General features: G+C 65.7%; 23 protein-coding genes. 15 read left to right on the plus strand and 8 right to left on the minus strand.

All coding sequences use genetic code 11. The annotated features are described in order from the left end of the window. Positions 1 to 146: 146 nt before the first annotated feature. The gene (locus ACSYHF_RS08580; RefSeq protein ID WP_447576253.1) at positions 147 to 1,064 is read right to left on the minus strand and encodes a LysR family transcriptional regulator; all 918 of its coding nucleotides are present in this window, start codon (positions 1,062 to 1,064) and stop codon (positions 147 to 149) included. A 97-nt stretch (positions 1,065 to 1,161) separates the two neighbouring features. Here ACSYHF_RS08580 and ACSYHF_RS08585 point away from each other — a divergent pair, with 97 nt between their 5' ends. The 4 genes from ACSYHF_RS08585 (at position 1,162) to ACSYHF_RS08600 (ending at position 5,532) form a co-directional block, all read left to right on the plus strand. Continuing rightward, positions 1,162 to 2,001 carry a type 1 glutamine amidotransferase domain-containing protein gene (locus ACSYHF_RS08585; RefSeq protein ID WP_447576255.1) on the plus strand — a complete coding sequence of 280 codons (840 nt, stop codon included), beginning with the start codon at positions 1,162 to 1,164 and terminating at the stop codon, positions 1,999 to 2,001. 98 nt (positions 2,002 to 2,099) lie between these two features. Beyond that, on the plus strand, positions 2,100 to 2,831 hold the full coding sequence (locus ACSYHF_RS08590) for a hypothetical protein (RefSeq protein WP_447576256.1): 732 nt from the start codon (positions 2,100 to 2,102) through the stop codon (positions 2,829 to 2,831). A 78-nt stretch (positions 2,832 to 2,909) separates the two neighbouring features. Further along, positions 2,910 to 3,389 (plus strand): hypothetical protein, encoded by a 480-nt coding sequence (locus ACSYHF_RS08595; protein WP_271162891.1) that lies wholly within the window; start codon positions 2,910 to 2,912, stop codon positions 3,387 to 3,389. Positions 3,390 to 4,749: 1,360 nt separating this feature from the next. Next, on the plus strand, positions 4,750 to 5,532 hold the full coding sequence (locus tag ACSYHF_RS08600) for a 3-hydroxybutyrate dehydrogenase (RefSeq protein ID WP_447576258.1): 783 nt from the start codon (positions 4,750 to 4,752) through the stop codon (positions 5,530 to 5,532). Here ACSYHF_RS08600 and ACSYHF_RS08605 read toward each other — a convergent pair. After that, a complete protein-coding gene (locus ACSYHF_RS08605; RefSeq protein WP_447576260.1) occupies positions 5,529 to 5,900 on the minus strand; it encodes a DUF4180 domain-containing protein in 372 nt (123 codons plus the stop codon). The two genes, ACSYHF_RS08600 and ACSYHF_RS08605, sit on opposite strands and share 4 nt — an antisense overlap. 143 nt (positions 5,901 to 6,043) lie before the next feature. Here ACSYHF_RS08605 and ACSYHF_RS08610 point away from each other — a divergent pair, with 143 nt between their 5' ends. After that, on the plus strand, positions 6,044 to 7,330 hold the full coding sequence (locus tag ACSYHF_RS08610; protein WP_447576261.1) for an alpha/beta hydrolase family protein: 1,287 nt from the start codon (positions 6,044 to 6,046) through the stop codon (positions 7,328 to 7,330). 53 nt (positions 7,331 to 7,383) lie between these two features. Here ACSYHF_RS08610 and ACSYHF_RS08615 read toward each other — a convergent pair whose 3' ends face one another. Genes ACSYHF_RS08615 through ACSYHF_RS08625 form a run of 3 tightly spaced genes read right to left on the minus strand, consistent with a single transcriptional unit; the run spans position 7,384 to position 8,626 of the window. Further along, positions 7,384 to 7,842, minus strand: a complete 459-nt coding sequence (locus ACSYHF_RS08615; RefSeq protein WP_447576263.1) for an SRPBCC family protein — start codon at positions 7,840 to 7,842, stop codon at positions 7,384 to 7,386. 2 nt (positions 7,843 to 7,844) lie between these two features. Next, on the minus strand, positions 7,845 to 8,159 hold the full coding sequence (locus ACSYHF_RS08620) for an ArsR/SmtB family transcription factor (RefSeq protein ID WP_005416268.1): 315 nt from the start codon (positions 8,157 to 8,159) through the stop codon (positions 7,845 to 7,847). An 11-nt stretch (positions 8,160 to 8,170) separates the two neighbouring features. After that, the gene (locus ACSYHF_RS08625; protein ID WP_447576265.1) at positions 8,171 to 8,626 is read right to left on the minus strand and encodes an SRPBCC family protein; all 456 of its coding nucleotides are present in this window, start codon (positions 8,624 to 8,626) and stop codon (positions 8,171 to 8,173) included. Between the two features lie 233 nt (positions 8,627 to 8,859). On the opposite strand from ACSYHF_RS08625, the gene ACSYHF_RS08630 reads away from it, so the two are divergent. Both ACSYHF_RS08630 and ACSYHF_RS08635 read left to right on the plus strand, forming a co-directional pair. Next, positions 8,860 to 9,447, plus strand: coding sequence for a TetR/AcrR family transcriptional regulator (locus ACSYHF_RS08630; RefSeq protein WP_111129060.1), 588 nt, complete (start codon positions 8,860 to 8,862; stop codon positions 9,445 to 9,447). A gap of 92 nt (positions 9,448 to 9,539) precedes the next feature. After that, the gene (locus tag ACSYHF_RS08635) at positions 9,540 to 10,040 is read left to right on the plus strand and encodes a hypothetical protein (protein ID WP_447576267.1); all 501 of its coding nucleotides are present in this window, start codon (positions 9,540 to 9,542) and stop codon (positions 10,038 to 10,040) included. Positions 10,041 to 10,051: 11 nt separating this feature from the next. Here ACSYHF_RS08635 and ACSYHF_RS08640 read toward each other — a convergent pair whose 3' ends face one another. The 3 genes from ACSYHF_RS08640 to ftrA form a co-directional block, all read right to left on the minus strand. Beyond that, entirely contained in the window at positions 10,052 to 10,468 is a 417-nt protein-coding gene (locus ACSYHF_RS08640; RefSeq protein ID WP_447576268.1) for a chemotaxis protein CheW, read from the minus strand. A 148-nt stretch (positions 10,469 to 10,616) separates the two neighbouring features. Beyond that, complete coding sequence (locus ACSYHF_RS08645) at positions 10,617 to 11,060, minus strand: BLUF domain-containing protein (RefSeq protein WP_005416273.1); 444 nt, start codon at positions 11,058 to 11,060, stop codon at positions 10,617 to 10,619. A gap of 94 nt (positions 11,061 to 11,154) precedes the next feature. After that, positions 11,155 to 12,156: a transcriptional regulator FtrA gene (ftrA, locus tag ACSYHF_RS08650; RefSeq protein WP_111129052.1), complete on the minus strand. Its 1,002-nt coding sequence runs from the start codon at positions 12,154 to 12,156 to the stop codon at positions 11,155 to 11,157. 338 nt (positions 12,157 to 12,494) lie between these two features. Here ftrA and ACSYHF_RS08655 point away from each other — a divergent pair, with 338 nt between their 5' ends. The 8 genes from ACSYHF_RS08655 to ACSYHF_RS08690 all read left to right on the plus strand — a co-directional run bounded on the left by ACSYHF_RS08655 (position 12,495) and on the right by ACSYHF_RS08690 (position 22,156). Further along, positions 12,495 to 15,071, plus strand: coding sequence for a TonB-dependent receptor plug domain-containing protein (locus ACSYHF_RS08655; protein WP_447576271.1), 2,577 nt, complete (start codon positions 12,495 to 12,497; stop codon positions 15,069 to 15,071). Between the two features lie 117 nt (positions 15,072 to 15,188). Beyond that, a complete protein-coding gene (msuE, locus tag ACSYHF_RS08660) occupies positions 15,189 to 15,770 on the plus strand; it encodes an FMN reductase (protein ID WP_262221532.1) in 582 nt (193 codons plus the stop codon). A 156-nt stretch (positions 15,771 to 15,926) separates the two neighbouring features. Continuing rightward, positions 15,927 to 16,289 (plus strand): DUF3088 family protein, encoded by a 363-nt coding sequence (locus ACSYHF_RS08665; RefSeq protein ID WP_065197036.1) that lies wholly within the window; start codon positions 15,927 to 15,929, stop codon positions 16,287 to 16,289. A 14-nt stretch (positions 16,290 to 16,303) separates the two neighbouring features. Then, the gene (locus tag ACSYHF_RS08670) at positions 16,304 to 17,281 is read left to right on the plus strand and encodes an MsnO8 family LLM class oxidoreductase (RefSeq protein WP_005416278.1); all 978 of its coding nucleotides are present in this window, start codon (positions 16,304 to 16,306) and stop codon (positions 17,279 to 17,281) included. A gap of 19 nt (positions 17,282 to 17,300) precedes the next feature. Next, entirely contained in the window at positions 17,301 to 18,644 is a 1,344-nt protein-coding gene (locus ACSYHF_RS08675; protein WP_262221533.1) for an LLM class flavin-dependent oxidoreductase, read from the plus strand. Positions 18,645 to 18,648: 4 nt separating this feature from the next. Then, on the plus strand, positions 18,649 to 19,869 hold the full coding sequence (locus ACSYHF_RS08680) for a M20 aminoacylase family protein (RefSeq protein ID WP_447576274.1): 1,221 nt from the start codon (positions 18,649 to 18,651) through the stop codon (positions 19,867 to 19,869). After that, positions 19,866 to 20,417 carry a GNAT family N-acetyltransferase gene (locus tag ACSYHF_RS08685; RefSeq protein WP_329846088.1) on the plus strand — a complete coding sequence of 184 codons (552 nt, stop codon included), beginning with the start codon at positions 19,866 to 19,868 and terminating at the stop codon, positions 20,415 to 20,417. Before ACSYHF_RS08680 ends, ACSYHF_RS08685 begins: the two co-directional genes overlap by 4 nt. Further along, a complete protein-coding gene (locus ACSYHF_RS08690; protein WP_447576276.1) occupies positions 20,414 to 22,156 on the plus strand; it encodes an amino acid ABC transporter permease/ATP-binding protein in 1,743 nt (580 codons plus the stop codon). The genes ACSYHF_RS08685 and ACSYHF_RS08690 overlap by 4 nt, the downstream gene beginning before the upstream one ends. Positions 22,157 to 22,164: the final 8 nt, after the last annotated feature.

Raw genomic sequence — 22,164 nt, forward strand, 5'->3', positions numbered from 1 at the left:
TGCCGGAATCGCCCACGCCACAAGCGAATAGCGCGACGGCCTTCTTTGCAACGGTTCTTAGTCCGCCTCGACGGGCAGCGGCGCCGGATCGTCCGCACACCCAGAAAATCGGTTCAATTCCGACAACGCCAGCGAACCTCGCAGCTTCAACCAACGCCAGTCTCAGCTGCATTCCCCACCAGCAGCTCAATCATCGCCCGCGCCGCCGCCGACTGCCGCCGATGCGGCGCATAGATCACCGAGAACGGCCTAGACCGCCCCCGCAGCTGCGGCAGCACCTCCACCAGCTGCCCACGCTGCATCCGCTCGCGCACGATGAACTCATAGCTCTGGCAGATGCCGATGCCCTGTTCGGCCAGCGACACCACGCCCAGCACATCGTCGGAGGTCTCGATGGACGAACGCGGCAGCCAGTCCACGTCGCGCCCGTCGTCGCGGAAGATCCACGGCGCCAGCCGCCCGGTACGCGGCATCACAAACGGCAGGCACAGGTGCTGCTGCAGGTCGTCCAGCGTCTGCGGCGTACCCCGGCGCTGCAGATAGTCCGGCGCGGCCACCAGCAACAGCGGCGCATCCTCAAGCTTCCGCCCCACCAGCCCGCTGTCCGGCAGCTGGCCCAGGCGGATGGCCAGGTCGAAGCCTTCGGCCACCAAGTCCACGTTGCGGTTGGTGATGTTCAGTTCCACCTGCACCTGCGGGTACTGCTGCGCAAAGCGCGCCAGCACGGGCGGCAGCCGGTAGTGGCCATAGGTGGTGGGCACACTCAGGCGCACGCGGCCGGCCAGCGCACCGTCCTGGGCCAGTACGTCGCGCTCGGCGTCGTCCAGCAGGCCGAAGGCGGTGCGCACCTGTTCCAGATAGAGCCGCCCGGCGTCGGTCAGGCCCACGCGGCGGGTGGTCCGTTGCAGCAGCTGCCGGCCCAGCCGCGCTTCCAGGCGGGTGACCGCGCGGCTCAGTACCGACGGCGTGGTGGACAGCGCCACCGCGCCGGCAGTGAACGAGCCGTGCTCCACCACCGCCAGGAACACCTCCACATCGCCCAGGTAGTCGAACTTGCGGCTCATTTGGCTCTCCGGGGAACAGATGTTTTGCGATGGGGCCAATTTATCGCCGCTGGAGCGATGAATAAAGTGGCCGCCATTCCCCGATAGGAACTACCCCATGAACCTGATGACCCGGCTGGCCGCTACGCTGGCCCTGACCCTGGCCGCGACCGGCGCGCAGGCCGCCAACGTGCTGGTGGTGCTGTCCGACGAAAACCACCTGGACCTGAAGGACGGCAAGGTGATGTCCACCGGCTTCTATCTCAATGAGCTGATGCAGCCGGTCAAGCTGCTGCTGGACGCGGGCCACGAGGTGACCTTCGCCACGCCGCAGGGGCGGGCACCGACGGTGGATGCGTCCTCGGTGACGCCGGCGTACTTCGGCAACGATGCCGCGCAGCTGAGGCTGCACAAGGAGCTGCTGCAGAAACTGGCGTTGACCTCGCCGACTGCCTCGCCGGTGGTCAGCCTGGCGCGCATCGAGCAGCAGGGTTACGCGCGTTTCGATGCGGTCTACATTCCCGGTGGCCACGCGCCCATGCAGGACCTGCTGAAGAGCCCGGCGCTGGGCCGGCTGCTGGCCGACTTCCACCAGCGCAACAAGACCACTGCACTGGTCTGCCACGGGCCGATCGCGCTGCTGTCCACGTTGCCGGATGCTGCGGGTTTCGTGGCGAAGCTGGAAACGGGTGCGATGCCGGCTACGCCGAAGTGGATCTACAGCGGCTACCAGATGACGGTGATCAGCAACCAGGAAGAAGAACAGGCCAAGCCGCTGCTGGGCGGCGGTGAGATGAAGTTCTACCCGCAGACGGCGTTGCAGCAGGCGGGCGCGACGTTCAGCAGCAATGCCACGCCGTGGACCGGGCATGTGGTGGTGGACCGCGAGCTGATTACCGGGCAGAACCCGGCGTCTGCGCTGGAGGTGGGGCAGCGGTTGGTGGAGCGTCTGAAGTAAGCCGGGTTCTCCATCGCATGCGGTGCCGTGGCACCATGACGGGCTGGCCTCGTCCTTTCGGGCGGGGCCGTTTTCCCAGGGAAGCCCTCGAACACGACATGCGAACGTCCTTCTTCATTCTCTCCGCCCTGTGCCTTGGCCTGCTGTCCGGCTGTGCCAGTGGTCCGGAGGAGCACGCCTCAAGCCGCGAGATCACCAGTGCGTTCGTGGCCGACGACGGCCAGCTGTACCTGTTGCCGCGCTATGACGAGCCGATGCGCTTCAATGCCGCACCGTTCCGCGAGTACCGCGCGCTGATGGACAGCCCGCTGCGCGAGGCGGTGGCCTGCGCGCAGATGTACTTCCATGAAGACTGGCGCGACCCGGCCAACAAGGCCAAGGTGCACGGCAGCTATGCGCTGCTGCTGCGGCCGGAGCAGGTGACGGCGCAACAGGCCGCGCAGTTCAAGCTGGAGCGGATTGAGGTCACCCCGCGTGAGGCCAAGGCCGTGGAGGAGCGGGCGCGCTACTACCTGCCGATGGACCGGACCCGTTACGCGCTGGCGTTTGACCGGGCCTGCAATCTTTCAAGAAAGGGTGGCGGCTATTACAGCGCGCTGTTCGAGGGCGACGGCGAGCGGGTGAAGTTGCCGGATGCTGCGGCGCTGGCGGAGAAGGGAAAGCTGGCACAGCCGATCAATGCACGGGCGCAGCGGATCCTGCCGGAGCGGGAGGACAAGCCGGGCGTGGGTTCGGCGGCGGGCAAGGTGCTGGGGGCCGCGTTGATCCCTGTGGCGGTTCCGGTGTTTGTGTTGAGCCTGCCGTTCCTGGGGCCGGATCACTGGAAGTGATGGGGCGCTGAGGGAGAGCATCCACGCATGGCGTGGATCTACTTGGGCATCGCCTGAACGTTCATCCTGGAGATCTGTGTGCCCAGCACGCTGGAAACTGTTTTGAAGACCGTGGGTTTCATTGTGCTCGCGGCGCTTCCGTTGGTGATTCTCTGGTTCACCCTTCGGCGAATGGCAGCAACTGCTCGCTCGTCCGTGAAATCGGGGCTGCGTTTGCATGCTCCGCGCCGGATTTCCGGCAGGTCCATGACCTTGGTGATGGTGGATGGGAAAGAAGATCGGGAGCACTACTTCTTTGATGCGGAGTCCTTCTACCTGCGGCGTGGGCCGGTGCCCACGGCGGTTCCGCTTTCGCAGATCACCTCAGTCACACGAACGTCCGACAGGATCTACGGGCGCTATGTCTGGCAGGTGTGCTTCAGCAAAGCGTCGGGCAGAAAGTGCGTGACGTTCACCAACAACCTGACGCTGTTCAATCGGGATTTCCTGCTGTTCCTTGAGGCGGTGCGGAAGGCCAACCCGCTCGCGACCGTTGATCGAGCGAGCGTTCTCTTCTAGAGCGTGTTGAAGTTCGGTATGAACAGTGTCACTGCAATGGCATCACAGCGCGCAGCCCATGTTCGACCGATGTGATCGATGAGAGATGGGCGTTTGTTGCGCGGTATCTGATGCCGAAGCATTCTCATGCGTGGCAGTGCAAGTATGATCTGCGATGAACACGCAAAGCCCGTAACATGGAACGAGGTCCGCTCGTTTCTGCGCGCGATGCGAAGCGTGGGCCTTGTCACCTGTGACGAAGACGCATTTGAGACAATTGTCGAGACGATTTACGTTTATGGCATGCGGTCAATCTCTGCGGAGTAGTTCCTGATGATGTGCCGATCGACGCTGGATGTATCCCTGATTCACGCCTACGCGCTTCCTCTCGGCATATGCGTGGCAGCAGCCGTGGCTCTGATCACAATATGGTTTGCATCCCGCTCTGGCGGGGTGCCAGCCAGGAATATTGCGCTCGGCTCGGCGCTGGCCGTTGTTGTCGTAGTTGCCTTTGGCCTCGTATATCAAGCGCGAACAGCGTACATCGCCGTTACAGATGGCCAGCTGATTGGGTCAGCAGCGTTTGTCCGACTGCAGCTCCCGCTTTCCAGTGTCTCGTGGCAGGACGCTTCCGATGCTTCAAGGATCACGCTGCCTCACCGGCAACTTGGGACCAGCACAGGGGGCGTTGAACTTGGCAAGTTCCGCATGCAGAACGGTCGCAACGTCTTCGTGCTGCGCACGGACCGTAGCTCTGTTCTCGTCACAACCAGAGGGGATACTGACTTGATTCTGGACCGACGTCTTCATGAACAGCTCAAAGCATGCTTGGATCAGGTACGTGAGACCGGCGGCCATCGAGGAAGATTGCAATGATCAGCAGGAAGTACTGGTTTACCAGGAAAAAGTACGGATGGGGTTGGGGGATGCCGTGCGCGTGGCAGGGCTGGCTGGTGTACGCAGTCGCATTCGGCCTGCTGCTGGCGGGTCCGTTTCTGTTCTCTCCATTTCGCGAGCCCATCGCGTTTCAGCTCTACACGTGGGCCGTAGTGTTGGTCCTTGTCCTCATCTGCTGGATGAAAGGCGCCCCCCCCGGTTGGCGGTGGGGGGAGTAGAACGGCTGCAGAAGCTATTTTCGGACCTGTTCGATTTCGATCCGCCGGGCAAAGCATGGATGCATTGCCCTATGTGGGAGTCGGACAGTATCGCTAGCAGGCCACGACTGCGCCCCCTCTGAGGTGTACCGTTTTGAATGAACGCTGGACACTTCCCTCCGCGGGTACCCAACGCGTTCTAACCGTTGATTGACCAAGGTAGCGTCGCTTAAAGGGGCGCGCCGGTGAAGCTACACTGGCGGCCTACGCCCAATGGAAGCTCGCCCATGTTCTCTGGAAAGGTTGCGGTGGTCACCGGCTCCACCAGTGGTATCGGTCTCGGCATTGCCACGGCGCTGGCGCGGAAGGGCGCCGACATCGTGCTGAATGGCTTCGGCGATGCGGCGGAGATCGAACGCATCCGTGCCCGCCTGGAAGCTGAGTTCGGCGTGCGGGTGGTGCACGATGGCGCGGACCTTTCCCGGCGCGAGGCGGTGCGCGCGATGATCGACCGCGTCGTGACGACGATGGGCCGCATCGACATCCTGGTGAATAATGCTGGCATCCAGTACACCGCGTCGATCGAGGAATTCCCGGTCGACAAGTGGGATGCGATCCTGGCGCTGAACCTGTCGGCGGTGTTCCATGCAACGGCGGCGGCGTTGCCGCACATGAAGCAGCAGGGCGCCGGTCGCATCATCAACATCGCGTCGGTACACGGGCTGGTCGGCTCGGTGAACAAGTCGGCCTATGTGGCGGCCAAGCATGGCGTGGTGGGCTTCACCAAGGTAACCGCGCTGGAGAATGCGGGCACCGGCATCACCGCCAATGCCATCTGCCCGGGCTGGGTGCGGACGGCGCTGGTCGAGCAGCAGATCACCGCGTTGGCGGAGAAGGAAGGCACGGATCAGGAGTCCGCCGCTCGCGCGCTGTTGGCCGAGAAGCAGCCTTCGCTGCAGTTCGTGACGCCCGAGCAACTGGGCGGGATGGTAGTGTTCCTGGCATCGGACGCGGCGGCACAGATCACCGGCACGGCGCTGCCGGTGGATGGGGGCTGGACGGCGCGCTAGCTGGCCGATACGGGAAGACGTGCCAGCAGGGCATCCCAATCGGCGACAAAGCAGCCGTCGCGGCCGCGGTTGCACTCGGTGATCCATGCATCCAGCGACGCGCTTTGTGCGCGGTAGGCGCTGACTTCGCCCAGTACGGCGAAGCGCAAGCGGTAGTTCACCAGCATCTGCAGCCATTGCCCGGCCATGCCGGAGCGCAGCTCGAAGAAGTCCGCCGAAAGGCGTTGCACCGGCACGGCGATCCACTCGGCCTGGTGCCCGAGGGCATCGCCGACCAGGTTGCGTAAGGCGCCGGCATCGAGCATCGGGCCCTGCGGCTCCACGCGCAGGATGCGGGTGGTGCCGATGTGTTCCAAGTGTGGGGGCATGGCGTTCTGAAGTCCGTATCGTCCTTCCAGTATGGCTATGGCAGAAGGCGACGGCGAGCGGGTGCAACATGAATCTGGCGAACGAACGCGCTAGGCTGCGCCCGGCGCCTGCGCGACGCGGGTTTACTGTAATGGGGACGGGCATGGCAGGGTGGAAGAGTCGTTCGTTGTTGAGCGCGGTGCTGGTGTGTTCGGGCCTGCCGGTTGCAGCCGCCGAGCTGTGCACGGTCAGTGCCTACGGTGACGGGCAGGGCAACATCGTGGTGCTGGGCATACCCGCCGCGGCACCGGCCACGGGGCAGCGTTATCTGATGCTGGACGGGCGACGTGGCGCCACCGGCGATGCCAACGCGCCGGTGAGCTGCAGCGGCGATGTGGTCAGCGTTAGCTCGCCTGCGGGGGCCACGCAGCGCTGGCAGCGACTGCCCACCCGCGATACCGATGCAACTTTCACCAGTGCAGGAACCAAGCTGGTCGGGCAGTTGATCGAACCCGCCGGTCCGGCCGATCCCAAGCGGCCGCTGGTGGTGCTGGTCCATGGCTCGGAACGCACGATGGCGGTGGCGGCGATCTACCAACGGATGCTGGTGGCGCAGGGAATCTCGGTGTTCGCCTACCAGAAGCGTGGCACCGGCGATTCGGAAGGCGAGTACACGCAGAACTTCGAGCTGCTGGCCGACGACGCGGCGGCGGCGCTGGCGAAGGCGCGTGAACTGGCCAAAGGCCGCTTCGGCCGTGCCGGGTACTTCGGTGGCAGCCAGGGCGGTTGGATCGCGCCCTTGGCCGCCACACGTTCGCAGGCGGATTTCGTGGCGATCGGTTTCGGGCTGGTGGTCTCGCCCATCGAGGAGGACCGCGAGCAGTTGTTCGACGAGGCGCACCGCCTGCAACTGGATCCGGCGGCCATGAAGCAGGTCGGCCAGCTGTCGGACGCCACGGCGCAGCTGATGCGCACGCATTTCAGTGAAGGTTTCGAGGCGCTGGCGAAGGTGCGTGCGCAGGTGGGTGCCGCGCCGTGGTCAAAGACCATCAGTGGCGAATACAGCGGTGACATGCTGCGCATGAGCGACGCCGACCTGCGCCGGATCGGTCGCGCGCGCTTCGACAACCTGGAGCTGATCTGGGACTACGATGCCGAGGCTGCGCTGCGCCGTTTGAAGGTGCCGCTGCTATGGGTGCTGGCCGAGCAGGACCGCGCCGCGCCGATTGCCGCCACGCGTTCGGTCCTGTCGCGCCTGCGCGCGTCAGGACAGCCGATCGAGACCTACCTGTTCCCCGACACCGACCATGGCATGGTCGAGTTCCGCACCGATGCCGAGGGCAACCGCGTGTCGACGCGGATCACCGACGGCTATCTGCGCCTGCTGGCGGATTGGATCAAGCAGGATGTGCACGGACAATACGGGCGCGCGCGCACAGTGAGCGATTGAGCGGATGGTGGCGCAGGCGGCGGATGGCGCTCCGCCGCCGATAGCGGCACGACTCAGCGCGGCTTCGCAAACACATCCAATCCCTTGCCGGTCTCCAGCAGCGACTTCAGGCTCGACAGCACGATCGGCCAGCCCTGGCGGATGCCGGTATCCATGCCGCTGCCGGGTTCCAACTCGTCGTGGGTAACGGTCAGCCGCACCATGTCCTGGTAGGGCACGATCTCGAAGGTCACCCGGCTGTAGGCGCCCGGGTTATCGGCCTGCGAGGCGGCGGCCCAGGTGATGACCAGCCGCGAGGGCGGGTTGCTTTCCACCACTTCGCCGACCAGTTCGACCGAGCGCGTTTCGTTGGCGCGCACGTGCTGCCAGCGCGAGCCGGGTTTCCAGTCCGAGACGTTTTCATGGCCCCAGTAGCGGCGGGCGATCTCGGGCCGGGTGATGGCCTCGAACACCTTCTGTGGCGTGGAGGCGATATAGATCACGTGGATGAAGCGGGTCGATTCAACGGACATCGTCATTCTCCTTCCAGCTCTCGTTTCAGGTCATGCAGCAGGCTCAGGCGCTGCTGCTCGAACTTGCGTACCCAGCGCTCATAGACTTCGTGCAGCGGTACCGGGTTGATGAAGTGCAGCTTCTCGCGGCCACGGCGCACGGTGCTGATCAAATTGGCGTCTTCCAGCAGGCCCAGGTGCTGGGTGACCGATTGCCGGGCCATGTCCAGGTGCTCGCACAGCTGGCCCAGGGTCTGGCCGTTGTCTTCGCAGAGCAGGTCCAGCAGCGTCCGGCGCGTGGGGTCGGCCAAGGCCTTGAACACCTTGTCTGCATTCATGCGGGGCGTCTTCAGTTCCAGTTGTCGATCCTGACGTCGCGGGGGTTGGGCTGGCCCTTGCCGGTTTCCAGCAGGGCTTTCAGGCTCATCAGGAACACCGCCCACTTGGTGCTGCAGTGGGAGGTGAATTCGATGCGCTCTTTCCAGCCTTCATGGGTGAACAGGACGATGCAGTAGTCGCCTTCCTGCTTCAGCACGAAACGCGCATGCGTGCCGATCCATTCGGCAGGGCCGACGAGGAACTTCCAGAGCACCAGCTCGCCGGGAATGAGCTGTTCGAGCTGCATTTCCATGGCGCCGATTTCCTGGTCGTTGTTCGTGAAGCGCACCCTGACCGTGCCGCCGGTATCGCGGTCGCCATGGGTGTCTTCGGCCCACCAGGCGGCGACGCCTTCAGGGGTGGCCAGTGCTTGATACACCTGGCTTGCGGGGGCCTTGATGCCGACCCGGTGTGCGATATCCACCATTGCAGGTTCCTCGCATGGGCCGGCAGGCGCCGCCCTTGAGTGGACTATATGCAGGTAAATACCTGCATGTCAAAACCCGCCACGAATGCCCGGGTTTGGTAGTGCCGGCCGCTGGCCGGCATCCCGGTGGAGTTGGGTGCGTGCAGTTGCCGGCCAGCGGCCGGCACTACCAGATGCTGCCCACCCGGCCGCGGCTAGTTGACAGGCAGCCAACCTACTGGTAGGTTGACGGCATGAAAGAGCCGCTCTCGCCCAAGGCCCAGGAGATCCTGGCCCACGCCCGTTCGCTGCTGGAGGCCGGTGGCTACAACGGCTTCAGCTACGCCGACGTGTCGGCGCGGGTGAACATCAGCAAGGCCAGCATCCATCACCACTTCCCCAGCAAGGCAGACCTGGTGCGCACGGTGGTTGAGCTGTACCGGGCCGAGGCGCGCGAAGGCCTGGCGCTGCTGGACCGGCAGCTGGACGACCCGCTGCAGGAGCTCAACGCCTATGTGGACTACTGGTCGAGCTGTATTGCCGGTGGCACGTCTTCGTTCTGCATCTGCGCGATGCTGGCGGCAGAGGCGCCGATGATCCCTGCGGAGATTGCCGAAGAAGTACGCGGGCATTTCGAGGATTTGAGTGGCTGGTTGGCGCTCACGTTGGAAAAGGGCGCGGCGCTGGGTCAACTGCGCCTGCAGGGTTCGGTGGCCGATGAGGCCAGGGCGTTCATGTCATCGGTGCATGGCGCGATGCTGGCCGCGCGCGGTTTCGGCGATGCGGCGACGTTTGCTGCGCTGGCACGGCTGGCCATCGCGCGGGTGAGCGCGGCTGCCTGATGGATGTGTGGTGGGCCTGCGGCAACGTAGGCCTTTTCTTTGATCTAGAAGTCTACCTACTAGTAGGTTCAATCAACCCTTGGAGATGTTCCATGTCGCACTCTCTGTCCACGCTGGGCGTGATCCACACGGCCGTCAGCCTTGTACCGGTGTTCGCCGGCCTGTATGCCTTCATTCGCCATCGCGCGATCGACCCCGCGACACGCTCCGGCAAGCTGTACCTGCTCGGGCTGGTGCTGTCGGTGGCAACGTCGTTCACCGTCTCCAGTACGGGCGGGATCAACCCGGGCCACGCATTCGGGGTGATCGTGCTGCTGGTGGCGTTCGGCGGCGTGCTGGCGGCCCGGCTGCGCTGGCTGGGTGGCGCCGCACCTTACCTGTCGACATTTGCGCTGTCCTTCAGCTTCCTGCTGTCGCTGGTGCCAGGCGTGAATGAAACGCTGACACGGTTGCCGGCAGCGCATCCGATTGCTGCGGCGCCGATGGCGCCGGTGGTGCTGCACACGCTGCTGGGATTGGCTGCGGTGTTTGTGCTGGGCTTTGCCGCGCAGTGCTGGCGCATGCGGTCTCAACCGGTTCGCAGGCGCCCTTGAGCAGAGGCACCTCAGTCCCGCATGGCCATTTCAGCCAGCAACGACTGCGGTTCGATCAGCGCAGCCGAACGTGTGGCATCCACCCGAACATGCCGGCTGCAGAAGTTGAACGGTCGACCCTGCGCCGGCGAGGCTGCGTCTGGAGATGCGTCCGGTGTTTCGATTTCCAGCACTTCATCTACCGCCAGCGCCAGGGTTGCGGTGCCGGCGCTGATCAACAGCATGGCTGGGCTGCCGCCACCGAATGCCGGTTGACCGCTGAGCCTGCGCAGGTCGGCTACCGGCAACGGCTGCCCCCGTACCTCCAGGGTCCGCCGGCCCTGATGATCTGCGGGGCCGAAGGTCTCGGGGCCGCGTATTTCCACGGCAGCCTGGACGTCGATCGCGAACAGGGCCGTGCCTGCACGAAGGACGACGACCTCGAACAACTCGGCGGGCGAGGCACGTGTTTGCGTTGAAGGTTGAGCGGGTACAGGCATGCTGTGGATCTGGCAGGAACGATGGGTAACGCGGCTTGAATGATGACGTGCGCAGGGAGCACGCGGCCGCGTGGGACTACGCGCGCAAGGCGGCGGTTCAGCTGGATCCGACGGGCGCATGGTGCGCACTGAGCGGGCCGATGCGCGGAAAGTGCGGACGCAGCAGGCCGACGAGCTGATCCATGCCCGGAACGGAATGGCCGAATTCGTCCCATCGTGCATTGACCAGGCCGGACACCACGACCTGCCCGGTCTCGATGCGGGTCATGGCCCAATAGGGAACAGCACGCGCGCTGATGGCCATGTCCAGTACCGGAACGACGGCAGCATGCGAGCGACTGTCATGGATGCGGCGCTTGACCGCCTCCAGGCCGTCGGGCGGACCTTCGACGTACTGGAAAAACCGCTGACCGTCGACGAGCAGCGCTCCGGTGACGTCCACGCGACGGTTGAACGTGGCAGAGCGGGAGACGATCTGCCGGAGGATTTCATCGGAAAGCCCAGCCGACATGTGGCTGGAGTAGGCAAATGCGTGGAGCATGGAAGGGGCTTCTTGTGACGCCCGTCACTATACGTGGGGCGCCATAGCCTGCCGTGAGCCTTTCCTCACGCATCATCGGGAGTGATGCGTTGGATCAGCAGCCCACCAACCGATCCGCGCCAATTCCGCCGCGATGCTGGCTGCGGTATTGGGTAGGACTGGCGTCCACCTGGCCGCGGAAGTGCCGGCGGAACGACTCCTGCGAACCAAAGCCGGCCTGCTCGGCAATCCACTGCAGCGGCCGGTCGGTGGTTTCCAGCAGCTCGCGGGCGAATGCCACGCGCTCGCGGATCAGCCAGTCGATGGGTGACAGGCCGGTGGCTTCCAGGAACTGCCGCTGCAGCGTGCGCTGGCTGAGCGCGGCCTGCTCGGCAAGACTGCCCAGCGAGTGCGGCTCGCGCAGGTTGCGGCGCATCCATTCCATCAGTTTTGCCAGACGCGAGGGCTCGCCATTGGGAATGGCCCGGCTGACACGCTGGCTGCGTTCGGCATCACGCCATGGCGCCAGCACCAGCCGTTCGGCCACCAGGTTGGCCACGCGTGCGCCGTAATCCTTGCGCACCATGTGCAGCATCATGTCCATGCCGGTGGCCGAGCCGGCCGAGGTGATGACGTTGCCGGTATCGACGTACAGCACGTCTTCGCGCACATCGATGCGTGGAAAGTCGCGTGCCAGCGCTTCGGTGAGGCGCCAGTGGGTGGTGGCCGGGCGGCCATCGAGCAGCCCGGCCCAGGCCAGCACGAAGGCGCCAGAGCAGATCGAGGCGATGCGTGCGCCACGGGCGTGGGCGCGGATGAGTGCATCGAGCAGTGCCTGCGGCGGGCGTTCGCTGGGTTCGCGCCATCCGGGAATGACGATGATGTCGGCGTCATCAACAGTGCTGAGATCGTAGGGCAGCTGCACCTGTACATTGCCGAGCATGCGCAGTGCGCCGGGTTCACCCGCGCACAGCTGGGTGCGGTACCAGGCCACGCCCAGTTCTGGCCGCACCGGTGCGAACAGGCCAACCGCACAACCGAACTCGAACAGCCCCTGGCCGTGGCAGGCGACGATGGTGACGAGCGGCGCGGTGGGATCGGCGGGTGGGCTGGGCATGGTTTGATGCTACGGGTGGAGATGCGTGGCGTTGCGTGGTGCGCGGGCATGAGGTGATGCCTGCCAGGCATATGGAGCGGTCGCTCCCCTCTTGTAGAGCCGAGCCCACGCTCGGCTCAATACCGGCAGGGGGGATGCATCTGACGCCGTCGCGTAGAGCAGCCGAGCGTGGGCTCGGCTCTACAGACAGCAGTGCACCGGCAATGCCGCCTAACGTCATTACCAGCGGTCATGTGGGTGGCCGGATATGACGGTTGGGTGACGTGATCCCGCCTGTCGCACCAGGTGAACAGGCCCTTGAATGGAAGCGTGTTTCCGGCCCACTCCCACGAGTCCCCATGCCTGCCGCCCACGCCCCTGTGCTGAACACTCTCGCCGTCCTGATCGCCAGCGTTCTGGCTGCAACGCTTGGCCATGCGGCTGACGCCGATGCAGATCCAGCTGCCACCGCCGCGACGGCCAACGTGGCAGCGTCCACACTGGATGCGGTGGTCGTTACCGGGTCGCGCACCAGCACGCGCACGGTGAAAAACAGCTCCACGCCGATCGATGTGATCTCTGCGGAAGACCTCACCGCCACCGGCCAGGCCAACCTGCTCGAAGCGCTGCAGCGTGCGCTGCCCTCGCTCAGCCAGATTGGCGGCTACCAGAGCGACCAGGAGAGCCTGATCCGTGGCTACCAGCTGCGTAATCTCTCGCCGGGCTACACGCTGGTGCTGGTGAACGGCAAGCGCCGCAATGCCAGTGCCTATGTGAGCGGGGCCAACGGCGGCGGTTTCCCCGGCCATGCCTGGGCAGACCTGGCGTTGATTCCAGTCTCGGCGATCGACCACGTGGAAGTGCTGCGCGATGGTGCGTCGGCCATCTATGGCTCGGACGCGATCACCGGCGTGGTCAACGTGATCCTGAAATCGCAGGCGCACGGTGGCGAGCTCGCCGTGGAAAGCGGGCAGAGCATTGATGGCGATGGCTCGCGCACCAGCCTGCGTGCCAACGTGGGCCTGCCGTGGGGCGCCGATGGCTTCGTCAACCTGTCGGGCGAAACCACGCGGCAGCACCACGCGATCCGTACCCGCCGCTACATCGATGGCTACCTGAGCTATCCGGCGGTAGATGCCAACGGCAATCTGGTCGCGCTGCGACCGAACAACCGGTTGCCGGCCGGCGCATCGCCGAACCCGGCCGAGGCCAACCGCGATGCCGAGGCCAACACCATCCTCAGTTCGCCATCGTATGCGCTGAAGGCGTTTGCGGTGAACGTGGGCCATGGCCTGGGCGAGAGCGCCCAGTTCTACGCCAATGCCACCGCCAGTGATCGAACCGCGCAGGCGATCCAGAACTTCCGTCTGCCGGCGACCATCTTCACCACTTACAAGGCTCCAGGCGTGCTGAGCGTGTTTCCCGATGGCTTCCTGCCGGTGCTGGAAACCAAGGAGAAGCAGCACACCGGCACCGCGGGCGTGAAAGGCCAGATCGCAGGCTGGGACTACGACGCCAGCCTTACCGGCAACCGCAGCACGGTGCGCACCTATACGCGCAACTCGGTGAACTACTCGCTGCCGTACCCCGGTTCGCCCACCGATTTCTATGATGGCAAGCTGGACTACCAGCAGGGCATCGCCAACCTGGACCTGCGCCGTGGCTTCGAGGTGGCGGCATTTGCTTCGCCGCTGGAAGTGAGCGCCGGCGCCGAGTACCAGCATGAACAGTATGAGCGCGGGGCAGGGCAGTGGGAGTCCTACACCGGCTTCGGTGCCGCCGCGTTCGTCGGCTACTCCACCGCCGATGCGGTGAAGGCGACGCGCAACAGCAAGGCGGTCTATGTGGGCGCGGCCAGCAACATCACCGCGCGCTGGTATCTGGATGCCGCTGCACGCTGGGAAGATCATTCCGACTTCGGCAGCGTGTCCACGGGCCGACTGACCACGCGCTTCGACTTCACCGACGCGTTGGGTGTACGCGCGACGGTCAGCAATGGCTTCCATGCGCCCAGCCTGGGCGCGCAGTTCTACCAGGCCACCGGCAGCTGCCCGTGCGGCACCACGCTGGTGGCACAGGTGTCTTCGCCGGCGGCGATTGCGTTGGGTGCCACACCGCTGAAGCCGGAAAAGGCCACCAACTACAGCCTGGGCGTGACCTGGGACCCGAGCCCGGCGTTCCACCTGGCCGTGGATGCCTACCAGATCGACATCCGCGGCCAGCTCGGCCAGTCCAGCCAGATCGGCTACAACGCGCAGGATCCAGCGCGCATTACCGACAACAGCGGCACGGTGCTGAGTGCGGCGCAGAAGAACACCATCGATGCCTTGCTGGGTTCGGCCGGCATCAGCATCCTGCCGGGTGATGCGTTCTACGCCAGCTACTTCACCAACGTGGGCAATACCCGTACCCGTGGCGTCGAGCTGACCCTGGAAGCGAACCAGGAAACCGCGTGGGGCAAGCTGCGCTGGAGCTACGCGGCCAACGTCGGCCGCACCACGATCCGGAAGATCAGTGATATTCCGCCGGCGCTGCAGGGGCTGCCCAACATCAACCTGTTGACCAAGTCCAGCGAGTACGCGCTGCGCTTCCGCACGCCCAGCTACACCCAGGTGGCGGGCTTGGGCTGGCAGAACGGGCGCTGGCGCTCGAACCTGGATTTCACCTACTACGGACCGATCAAGCGCCTGAACAACGGCGTGGAGTACAAGCAGCCGCCGGTGCTGGTGACCAACCTGTCCGGTGCGGTGGAACTGGGTGCGGGCTGGAGTGCGGCGCTGGGCATCAACAACGTGTTCGACAAGCGCACGCGCAAGGTGCCGGCGTACGCGCGCAGTGCTACCGATGTGGCCAGCATCGAGACGACGTGGGATTCGGGCGATGTGCTGAGCCGGATCGGGACGTTCTGGTACGGGCGGATCAATTACCGGTTCTGAGGTGGAGCAGCCGAGCATGGCTCGGCTCTACAAAAGGCAACAGCAGCCGAGCATGGCTCGGCTCTACAAAAGGCGAAAGGCAGCCGGCGGTAGTCCGGCATCATCGAGGAGCAGTTCATGTCTTCTGCATTGAGGGTGGTTGCAGTGGTGGGGTCACCGACCAGCTCGGCGACGTCACGTACGTTGCTGCTGGTGCGGCACCTGTTGGCGTCGTTGCAGCAGCGGGTGCACGCCAGCGTGGAGCTGGTGGAGTTGGCGCCGATCGCGCGCTCAGTGGGGCAGTCGCTGTCGCGCGATGAAGTGGAGCCGGCGGTGGAACAGGCGCTGCAGGCCATCGAGACCGCCGAACTGCTGGTGGTGGCCGCGCCGGTGTATCGGGGGTCGTATCCGGGGCTGTTCAAGCACCTGGTCGACTTCATCGGGCTGGAGGCGCTGGTGGATACACCGGTGCTGCTGGCGGCGACCGGTGGCAGCGAGCGCCATGCACTGGTGATCGACCATCAGCTGCGGCCGTTGTTCAGTTTCCTGCAGGCGCACACGCTGCCGATCGGGGTGTATGCCACGCCGGCCGACTTTGATGGCGAGCACCTCAACAGTGCAGCGTTGCAGGCCCGCATCGCGCTGGCGACCGAGCGTGCGGCCGGGCATCTGGCTACGCAGGCGCTGGCGGTAGCGGCGCCACTGCGACGCATCGCCTGATGCCATAACCGGCGGCGCTTTGCATATGGCCAAGGCGCATCTGCGTGGCCGGATCTGACCGCCGATTGTCGCCTGGCACCGCCACCGCAAGCACCGGCATCCCTAGCATCGAAATCGAAGCGGCATCGCATTGCCGGCCCTGATGAGGACACTCCCGTGGCGTTGGACGCAGCAAGCAAACCCATCCTGTTCCTGCTCGACCGCGAGTTCGAGGATGGCCAGATTCCTGGCCAGCGCTTCTTCTGCCGGCACAGCCTGCTGCTGGAAGGGGCGCTGTCGAGCATCGACGGCCTCGACGCGCAGCTGGACGTACGTCGCATTGGTTTCGCGCGGCCACGCCGCGAGGTGATCGCCGAGATCGGCGAGCAGGACCAGTCGTTGCCCAAGCTGGTGCTGCCGCAGGGCGTGCGCAGCGAGCTGGCCAGTGGCGCGCATCAGGACCGCCAGTACATCTCCGGTGCCGAGCCGATCCTGGCTGCGCTGAACGGATTGCTTGGCATTCCCGTGGCCCACCCCTGAGCGAGGACACGACCTTGAGCTATCTGATCAGCGTCTTGGACAAGAGCCCGGTGGCCGAAGGCGCCTCGCCAGAGCAGGCGCTGCGCAACAGCCTGCAGCTGGCGCAGCGTGCCGAGCAGCTGGGTTACCACCGGTACTGGTTCGCCGAGCACCATGCTGCCCCGGCGCTTGCCAGCCCGGCGCCGGAAGTGCTGGCCGCCTGGGTGCTGGCGCAGACCCGGCGCATCCGCATCGGCAGTGGCGGGGTGATGCTGCGCCACTATGCGCCGTACAAGGTTGCAGAGAGCTTCAACCTGCTGGCGGCGTTGGCGCCGGGGCGCGTGGATCTGGGGGTGGGCAAGGCGCCCGGTGGCCTGCCAGCATCGACCGCCGCGCTGGCGGCGGGACGCCCGGCATTCGCCGATTTCGACCAGCAGCTGCGCGACCTGGAGGGCTATCTGTCCGGTGCCGCAACCGAGGCGCTGGCACGCCCGATTCCACAGCAGGCGCCGGAGCGCTTCCTGCTCGGTGCCAGCCCGCAGAGTGCGCAGCAGGCGGCCGAGCTCGGCTGGCGCTTCGTGTATGCCGCGCACTTTGATGGCGACCCGAAACACATCGAGGCCGCGTTCGACGCCTACCGCGGTGTCTCCACGCAACCGCCGTTGCTGGCCACGGTGGCCTTCGCCGCGCCGACTGCCGAAGCAGCCGCACGCCACATCGGTGCGCTGCGCGTCTACAAGCTGCATCTTGGCCCGGGGCAGACAGTGAACCTGCCCAGCCCCGAGGCAGCTGCCGAGTATGCACGCCAGGTAGGTGTGGCGGACTTCCGCATCGAGGAAACACGGCCAAGCGTGCTGTCCGGCGATGCGCAACAGGTACGCGGCGAACTGGATGCGCTGCACCGACGCTTCGGCGTGGGTGAGTTCATCCTCGACGCGCCGGTGGCCGACCTCGACGCACGCCTGACATCCCTCGAACTGCTGTCGCCCGCGCCGCGCGCGGCGGTGGCCTGACCTGCAGGAGCGATCCCCAATGAGCACGACCGCGCGCCACATTCCGTTCGGCATCATGCTGCAGGGCCCCGGCAGCCACATGCATGCCTGGAAGCATCCGTCCAATCCGGCTGATGCCAGCGTCAACCTGCAGTTCTACATCGACATCGCGCGCACCGCCGAGGACAACGGCATCGCCTTCGGCTTCGTGGCCGACGGCCTGTACATCAACGAGAAGTCGATCCCGCACTTCCTCAACCGCTTCGAGCCGATCTCGCTGCTGTCGGCACTGGCCACGGCAACGAAGAAGATCGGCCTGGCCGGCACGCTGTCGACCTCCTACAGCGACCCGTTCACCGTGGCCCGCCAGTTCGCCTCGCTGGATCTGCTCAGCGGCGGCCGCGCCGGCTGGAACGTGGTGACCTCGCCGTTGGAGGGTTCGGGCCGCAACTATGGCCGGCCACACCCGGAACATGCGCTGCGCTACCAGATCGCCGATGAGTACCTGGACGTCGTGCAGGGGCTGTGGGATTCGTGGGACGACGACGCCTTCGTGCGCGAGCGCGACAGCGGTACATTCTTCGCGCCGGAAAAGTTCCGCCGCCTCGACCACAAGGGCCGCTTCTTCCAGGTGGAAGGGCCGCTCAACATCCAGCGTTCGCCACAGGGCCAGCCGGTGATCTTCCAGGCCGGTTCGTCCGACGACGGCATCGCGCTGGCCGGCAAGTATGCCGACGCGGTGTTCACCCATTCGCCGTCGCTGGAAGAAACCCGCGCGTTTACCCAGAAGGTGAAGAACTCGGCGATCGCGCATGGCCGCAGCGGCAATGACGTGAAGATCTTCCCGGGCATCGGCCCCATCGTCGGCCGCACGGTCGAAGAGGCCGAAGCCAAGTACCAGGCGATTGCCGCACTGGCCACGCTTGAGGATGCACTGGCGTACCTGGGGCGCTTCTTCGATCACCATGATTTCAGCCAGTACGACCCGGATGCACCGTTCCCGGAGTTGGGTGACATTGGCAGCAACTCGTTCCGTTCCACCACCGATCGCATCAAGCAGGATGCGCGAGAAAAGGGGCTGAGCCTGCGCCAGGTGGCACTGGAAGCAGTGAGCCCACGGCCGAACTTCATCGGCACACCGGAGCATGTGGCCGATGAGCTGATCCGCTGGTTCGATGCCGGTGCCAGCGATGGCTTCATTCTCGGCTTCGCCGCGCAGCGCGAGGGCCTGGACGATTTCGTGACCCAGGTGCTGCCGATCCTGCAGGCGCGCGGCTACCACCAGCGCGCGCTGGAAGGGCAGACGCTGCGCGAGCATCTGGGCCTGCCGTACAAGGCCAGCCGGTATGCGACCGACGCCGAGCCGGCGCGGAAGGCGGGGTAGGGCAATGAGCGGAGAAACCGCAGTAGCACCGGGCCAGGCCCGGCGGGGTTCCCCAGCGACTGGCGTGTTGCCCGAAATCGCAGCACGCGCCGAGGCCGCCATCGCGATCCGCCATGACCTGCATCGGCACCCGGAGCTGGCCTTCGAAGAGCATCGCACCAGCGCCCGCGTGGCCGAGCTGCTGCAGCAATGGGGCTATGAGGTCACCACTGGCCTCGGCGGCACCGGCGTAGTCGGCACGCTGCAGCGCGGGCAGGGAAGCCGTCGCCTGGGCCTGCGTGCCGACATCGATGCGCTGCCGATCCGCGAGGACTCCGGCCTGGCCTACGCCAGCCAGACCGAGGGCCTGATGCATGCCTGCGGCCATGATGGTCACACCGCCATCCTGTTGTCCGCCGCGCATTACCTGGCCCATCACGGCACTATCGACGGCACCTTGCAGCTGGTGTTCCAGCCAGCCGAGGAAACCGGCTCGGGTGCATCGAAGATGATTGCCGACGGCCTGTTCGAGCGCTTCCCGGTGGATGCGATCTATGGGCTGCACAACTGGCCCGGCGTACCGGTCGGCCACTTCGGCTTCGTCGACGGCCCGGCGATGGCGTCGGTCGACTGGGCGCGGCTGAAGGTGATCGGCAAGGGCGGCCACGGTGCCGAGCCGCAGGGCAGCGTGGACCCGATCCTGGTCGCCGCGCACATCATCACTGCATTGCAGAGTGTGGTGTCGCGCAATGTCGACCCGCGGCAGATGGGCGTGGTCACCGTCGGTTCGATCCACGGTGGGCAGGCCGCCAATGTGATTCCGGACGTGGTCGAGCTGAAGCTGACCGTGCGCGCCTATCTACCGGAGGTGCGCGATACCCTGCGGCGCCGCGTCACCGAACTTGCCGAGCAGACTGCCGCCGCGTTTGGTGCACGCGCGGAGATCGAATTCCCGCGCGGCTTCCCCAGTGTGATCAACCATCCGCAGCAGACCGCCTACATCCGCGAGGTGGCCGTGCAGGGCTTCGGCGCCGGACAGGTGGTGACCGACTTCGCACCGCGCACGGCCAGCGAGGATTTCGCGTTCCTACTTCAGGCGCGGCCGGGCAGTTTCGTGTTCGTCGGCAACGGTGACAGTGCACCGCTGCACAGCCCGCGCTATGTGTTCAACGACGCGGCCATTGCCCCCGCCGCCAGCCTGTGGGCGCGACTGGCCGAAGATTACCTGGTGAAGGACGCGACATGAGCCACGACGAACGCTTCCTCTATACCTCGGTCGATGACCCGCTGGCGCGGCCGTTGTTCGACGGCCTGGAGCAGGAATACGACAGTCGCTACGCCGATGTGCGTCGACGCATCGGCGGCAGCGCTCGCGAGGAGCTGCAGCGCTATCCGGCGCAGGCCTTCGCGGCGCCGGTAGGGGCCTTCGTACTGTTGCTGCGCGACGGTGTGGCGATCTCTGGCGGCGCCTTCATGCCGCACCGCGATCCAGACACCGCCGAATTCAAGCGCATCTGGACGCTGCCGGGGTTGCGACGCCAGGGCATCGCGCGGCGCGTGCTGCAGGAACTGGAAGAACAGGCGGCACGCCAAGGCTATCGGCGTGTGTTCCTGACCACCGGCTTCCGCCAGCCCGAAGCTGTCGGCCTGTACCTCAGCCATGGCTACACCGCGCTGTTCGATCTGGATGCAGATCCGGAAACCGTCGCGCACCTGCCCTTCGAGAAGCACCTTGGGCAACCGGCGCCAGTGCTTTCGCCGGCGCAGGCCGTGCTGCACGGGGTACATGCATGAGTACACCGTCGTCTGCGCTTGAGGGAATCACTGCGCGTCCTTCGCCAGCGCCCGAATTGAAGATCGTGCCGGCCCGGCATCCACTGCAGGGGGTTGGTACGGTGCTGGCACTCGCGTTGATCCTGATCGGCCTTCAATCAGTACTTGGCAATCCGCGTTGGGGCTGGGGCACTTTTGCCGAATGGTTCTTCGCGCGCCCGGTGCTTGAGGGACTGGGCCGCACGCTGCTGCTGACCGCGCTCGGTACTGGCCTCGGCTTCGCCTTGGGCACGTTGCTTGCGCTGGCCCGCGTCTCCGGTTCGCCGCTGCTGTCGGCGGTGTCGTGGGGCTACGTGTGGCTGTTCCGCTCGATCCCGCTGCTGGTGCTGTTGCTGCTGCTGAACAATCTGGGCTACCTGTACAGCACCATCGAGCTGGGCGTGCCGTTCACCGGCATCAACCTGTTCTCGTACCCAACCACGCAGCTGATCGGTGTGTTCACTGCCGCGGTGCTGGGCCTGACCCTGAACCAGGCCGCGTTCTCGGCCGAGGTGATCCGCGGTGGCATCCTCTCGGTTGACCACGGCCAGTACGAGGCCGCGGCCGCGCTCGGCCTGCCGCGTGGCCGCCAGGTGCGCCGCATCATCCTGCCGCAGGCGATGCGTTCGATCCTGCCGGCGGCGTTCAACGATGTGATCGGCCTGGCCAAGAGCACCTCGGTGGTCTACGTGCTGGCGCTGCCGGAGCTGTTCTACACCGTGCAGGTGATCTATCGGCGCAACCTGGAAGTGGTGCCGCTGCTGATGGTGGCCACGGTCTGGTACCTGGTGATCCTGACCGTGTTGTCGCTGCTGCAGCGGCGCGTGGAACAGCGCTTCGCGCGCGGCCAACTGCAGCGCGAGCGCTCGGCATCGCGCGTGTCATCGCCGCGCGTGCAGAGTGATGCCACACCGCGCGTGGTCAACCGCCCGCGCATCGCCGCGCAGGTGGATGCCGGCGAGGGCGCGGCGGTGTCGCTGCACGGCGTAGGCAAGGTGTTTGGCGATCAGCCGGTGCTGGAAGACGTGAACCTGGACCTGCGCGCCGGCAGCGTGACGGTGCTGATCGGCCCGTCCGGTGCCGGGAAATCCACGCTGCTGCGGTTGATCAACCACCTGGAACGCGCGGACAGTGGTTACGTGACTGTTGGCGGCCAGCTGATCGGTTACCGCCGCGAGGGTGACACGTTGTACGAACTTCCCGAGCGCGAGATCCGCCGCCGTCGTTCCGAGGTGGGCATGGTGTTCCAGGGCTTCAACCTGTTCCCGCACCTGACCGCGCTGGAGAACATCATCGAGGCACCGATCGCGGTACGTGGTGTATCCCGCGCGCAGGCCGAGCAGCAGGCGCGCACACTGCTGGAGCGGGTCGGCCTGGCCGACAAGGCCGATGCCTTCCCGCGCCAGCTGTCCGGTGGCCAGCAGCAGCGCATCGCGATTGCCCGCGCGCTGGCGCTGCAGCCGAAGGTGCTGCTGTTCGACGAACCCACGTCGGCGCTGGATCCGGAACTGGTGGCCGAAGTGCTGAGCGTGATCGAAGAACTGGCCCGTTCCGGTACCACGCTGGTGATCGTCACCCATGAGCTGAGCTTCGCCCGCCGCGTGGCCGACCACGTGGTGATGATGGACCAGGGCCGGGTGATCGAGCAGGGCACGCCCGACGCCGTGTTCGAGCAGCCGCGCCAGCAACGCACGGCCGATTTCCTGGCCAAGACCCTGTAACCCCGGAA

Source organism: Stenotrophomonas maltophilia group sp. P373 (assembly GCF_053295075.1).

Coding starts and splice junctions, on each gene's coding strand:
- ACSYHF_RS08580 (WP_447576253.1), bottom strand. CDS start 1,064: ATGAGCCGCAAGTTCGACTACCTGGGCGATGTGGAGGTGTTCCTGGCG.
- ACSYHF_RS08585 (WP_447576255.1), top strand. CDS start 1,162: ATGAACCTGATGACCCGGCTGGCCGCTACGCTGGCCCTGACCCTGGCC.
- ACSYHF_RS08590 (WP_447576256.1), top strand. CDS start 2,100: ATGCGAACGTCCTTCTTCATTCTCTCCGCCCTGTGCCTTGGCCTGCTG.
- ACSYHF_RS08600 (WP_447576258.1), top strand. CDS start 4,750: ATGTTCTCTGGAAAGGTTGCGGTGGTCACCGGCTCCACCAGTGGTATC.
- ACSYHF_RS08605 (WP_447576260.1), bottom strand. CDS start 5,900: ATGCCCCCACACTTGGAACACATCGGCACCACCCGCATCCTGCGCGTG.
- ACSYHF_RS08610 (WP_447576261.1), top strand. CDS start 6,044: ATGGCAGGGTGGAAGAGTCGTTCGTTGTTGAGCGCGGTGCTGGTGTGT.
- ACSYHF_RS08615 (WP_447576263.1), bottom strand. CDS start 7,842: ATGTCCGTTGAATCGACCCGCTTCATCCACGTGATCTATATCGCCTCC.
- ACSYHF_RS08620 (WP_005416268.1), bottom strand. CDS start 8,159: ATGAATGCAGACAAGGTGTTCAAGGCCTTGGCCGACCCCACGCGCCGG.
- ACSYHF_RS08625 (WP_447576265.1), bottom strand. CDS start 8,626: ATGGTGGATATCGCACACCGGGTCGGCATCAAGGCCCCCGCAAGCCAG.
- ACSYHF_RS08630 (WP_111129060.1), top strand. CDS start 8,860: ATGAAAGAGCCGCTCTCGCCCAAGGCCCAGGAGATCCTGGCCCACGCC.
- ACSYHF_RS08635 (WP_447576267.1), top strand. CDS start 9,540: ATGTCGCACTCTCTGTCCACGCTGGGCGTGATCCACACGGCCGTCAGC.
- ACSYHF_RS08645 (WP_005416273.1), bottom strand. CDS start 11,060: ATGCTCCACGCATTTGCCTACTCCAGCCACATGTCGGCTGGGCTTTCC.
- ftrA (WP_111129052.1), bottom strand. CDS start 12,156: ATGCCCAGCCCACCCGCCGATCCCACCGCGCCGCTCGTCACCATCGTC.
- ACSYHF_RS08655 (WP_447576271.1), top strand. CDS start 12,495: ATGCCTGCCGCCCACGCCCCTGTGCTGAACACTCTCGCCGTCCTGATC.
- msuE (WP_262221532.1), top strand. CDS start 15,189: ATGTCTTCTGCATTGAGGGTGGTTGCAGTGGTGGGGTCACCGACCAGC.
- ACSYHF_RS08675 (WP_262221533.1), top strand. CDS start 17,301: ATGAGCACGACCGCGCGCCACATTCCGTTCGGCATCATGCTGCAGGGC.
- ACSYHF_RS08680 (WP_447576274.1), top strand. CDS start 18,649: ATGAGCGGAGAAACCGCAGTAGCACCGGGCCAGGCCCGGCGGGGTTCC.
- ACSYHF_RS08685 (WP_329846088.1), top strand. CDS start 19,866: ATGAGCCACGACGAACGCTTCCTCTATACCTCGGTCGATGACCCGCTG.
- ACSYHF_RS08690 (WP_447576276.1), top strand. CDS start 20,414: ATGAGTACACCGTCGTCTGCGCTTGAGGGAATCACTGCGCGTCCTTCG.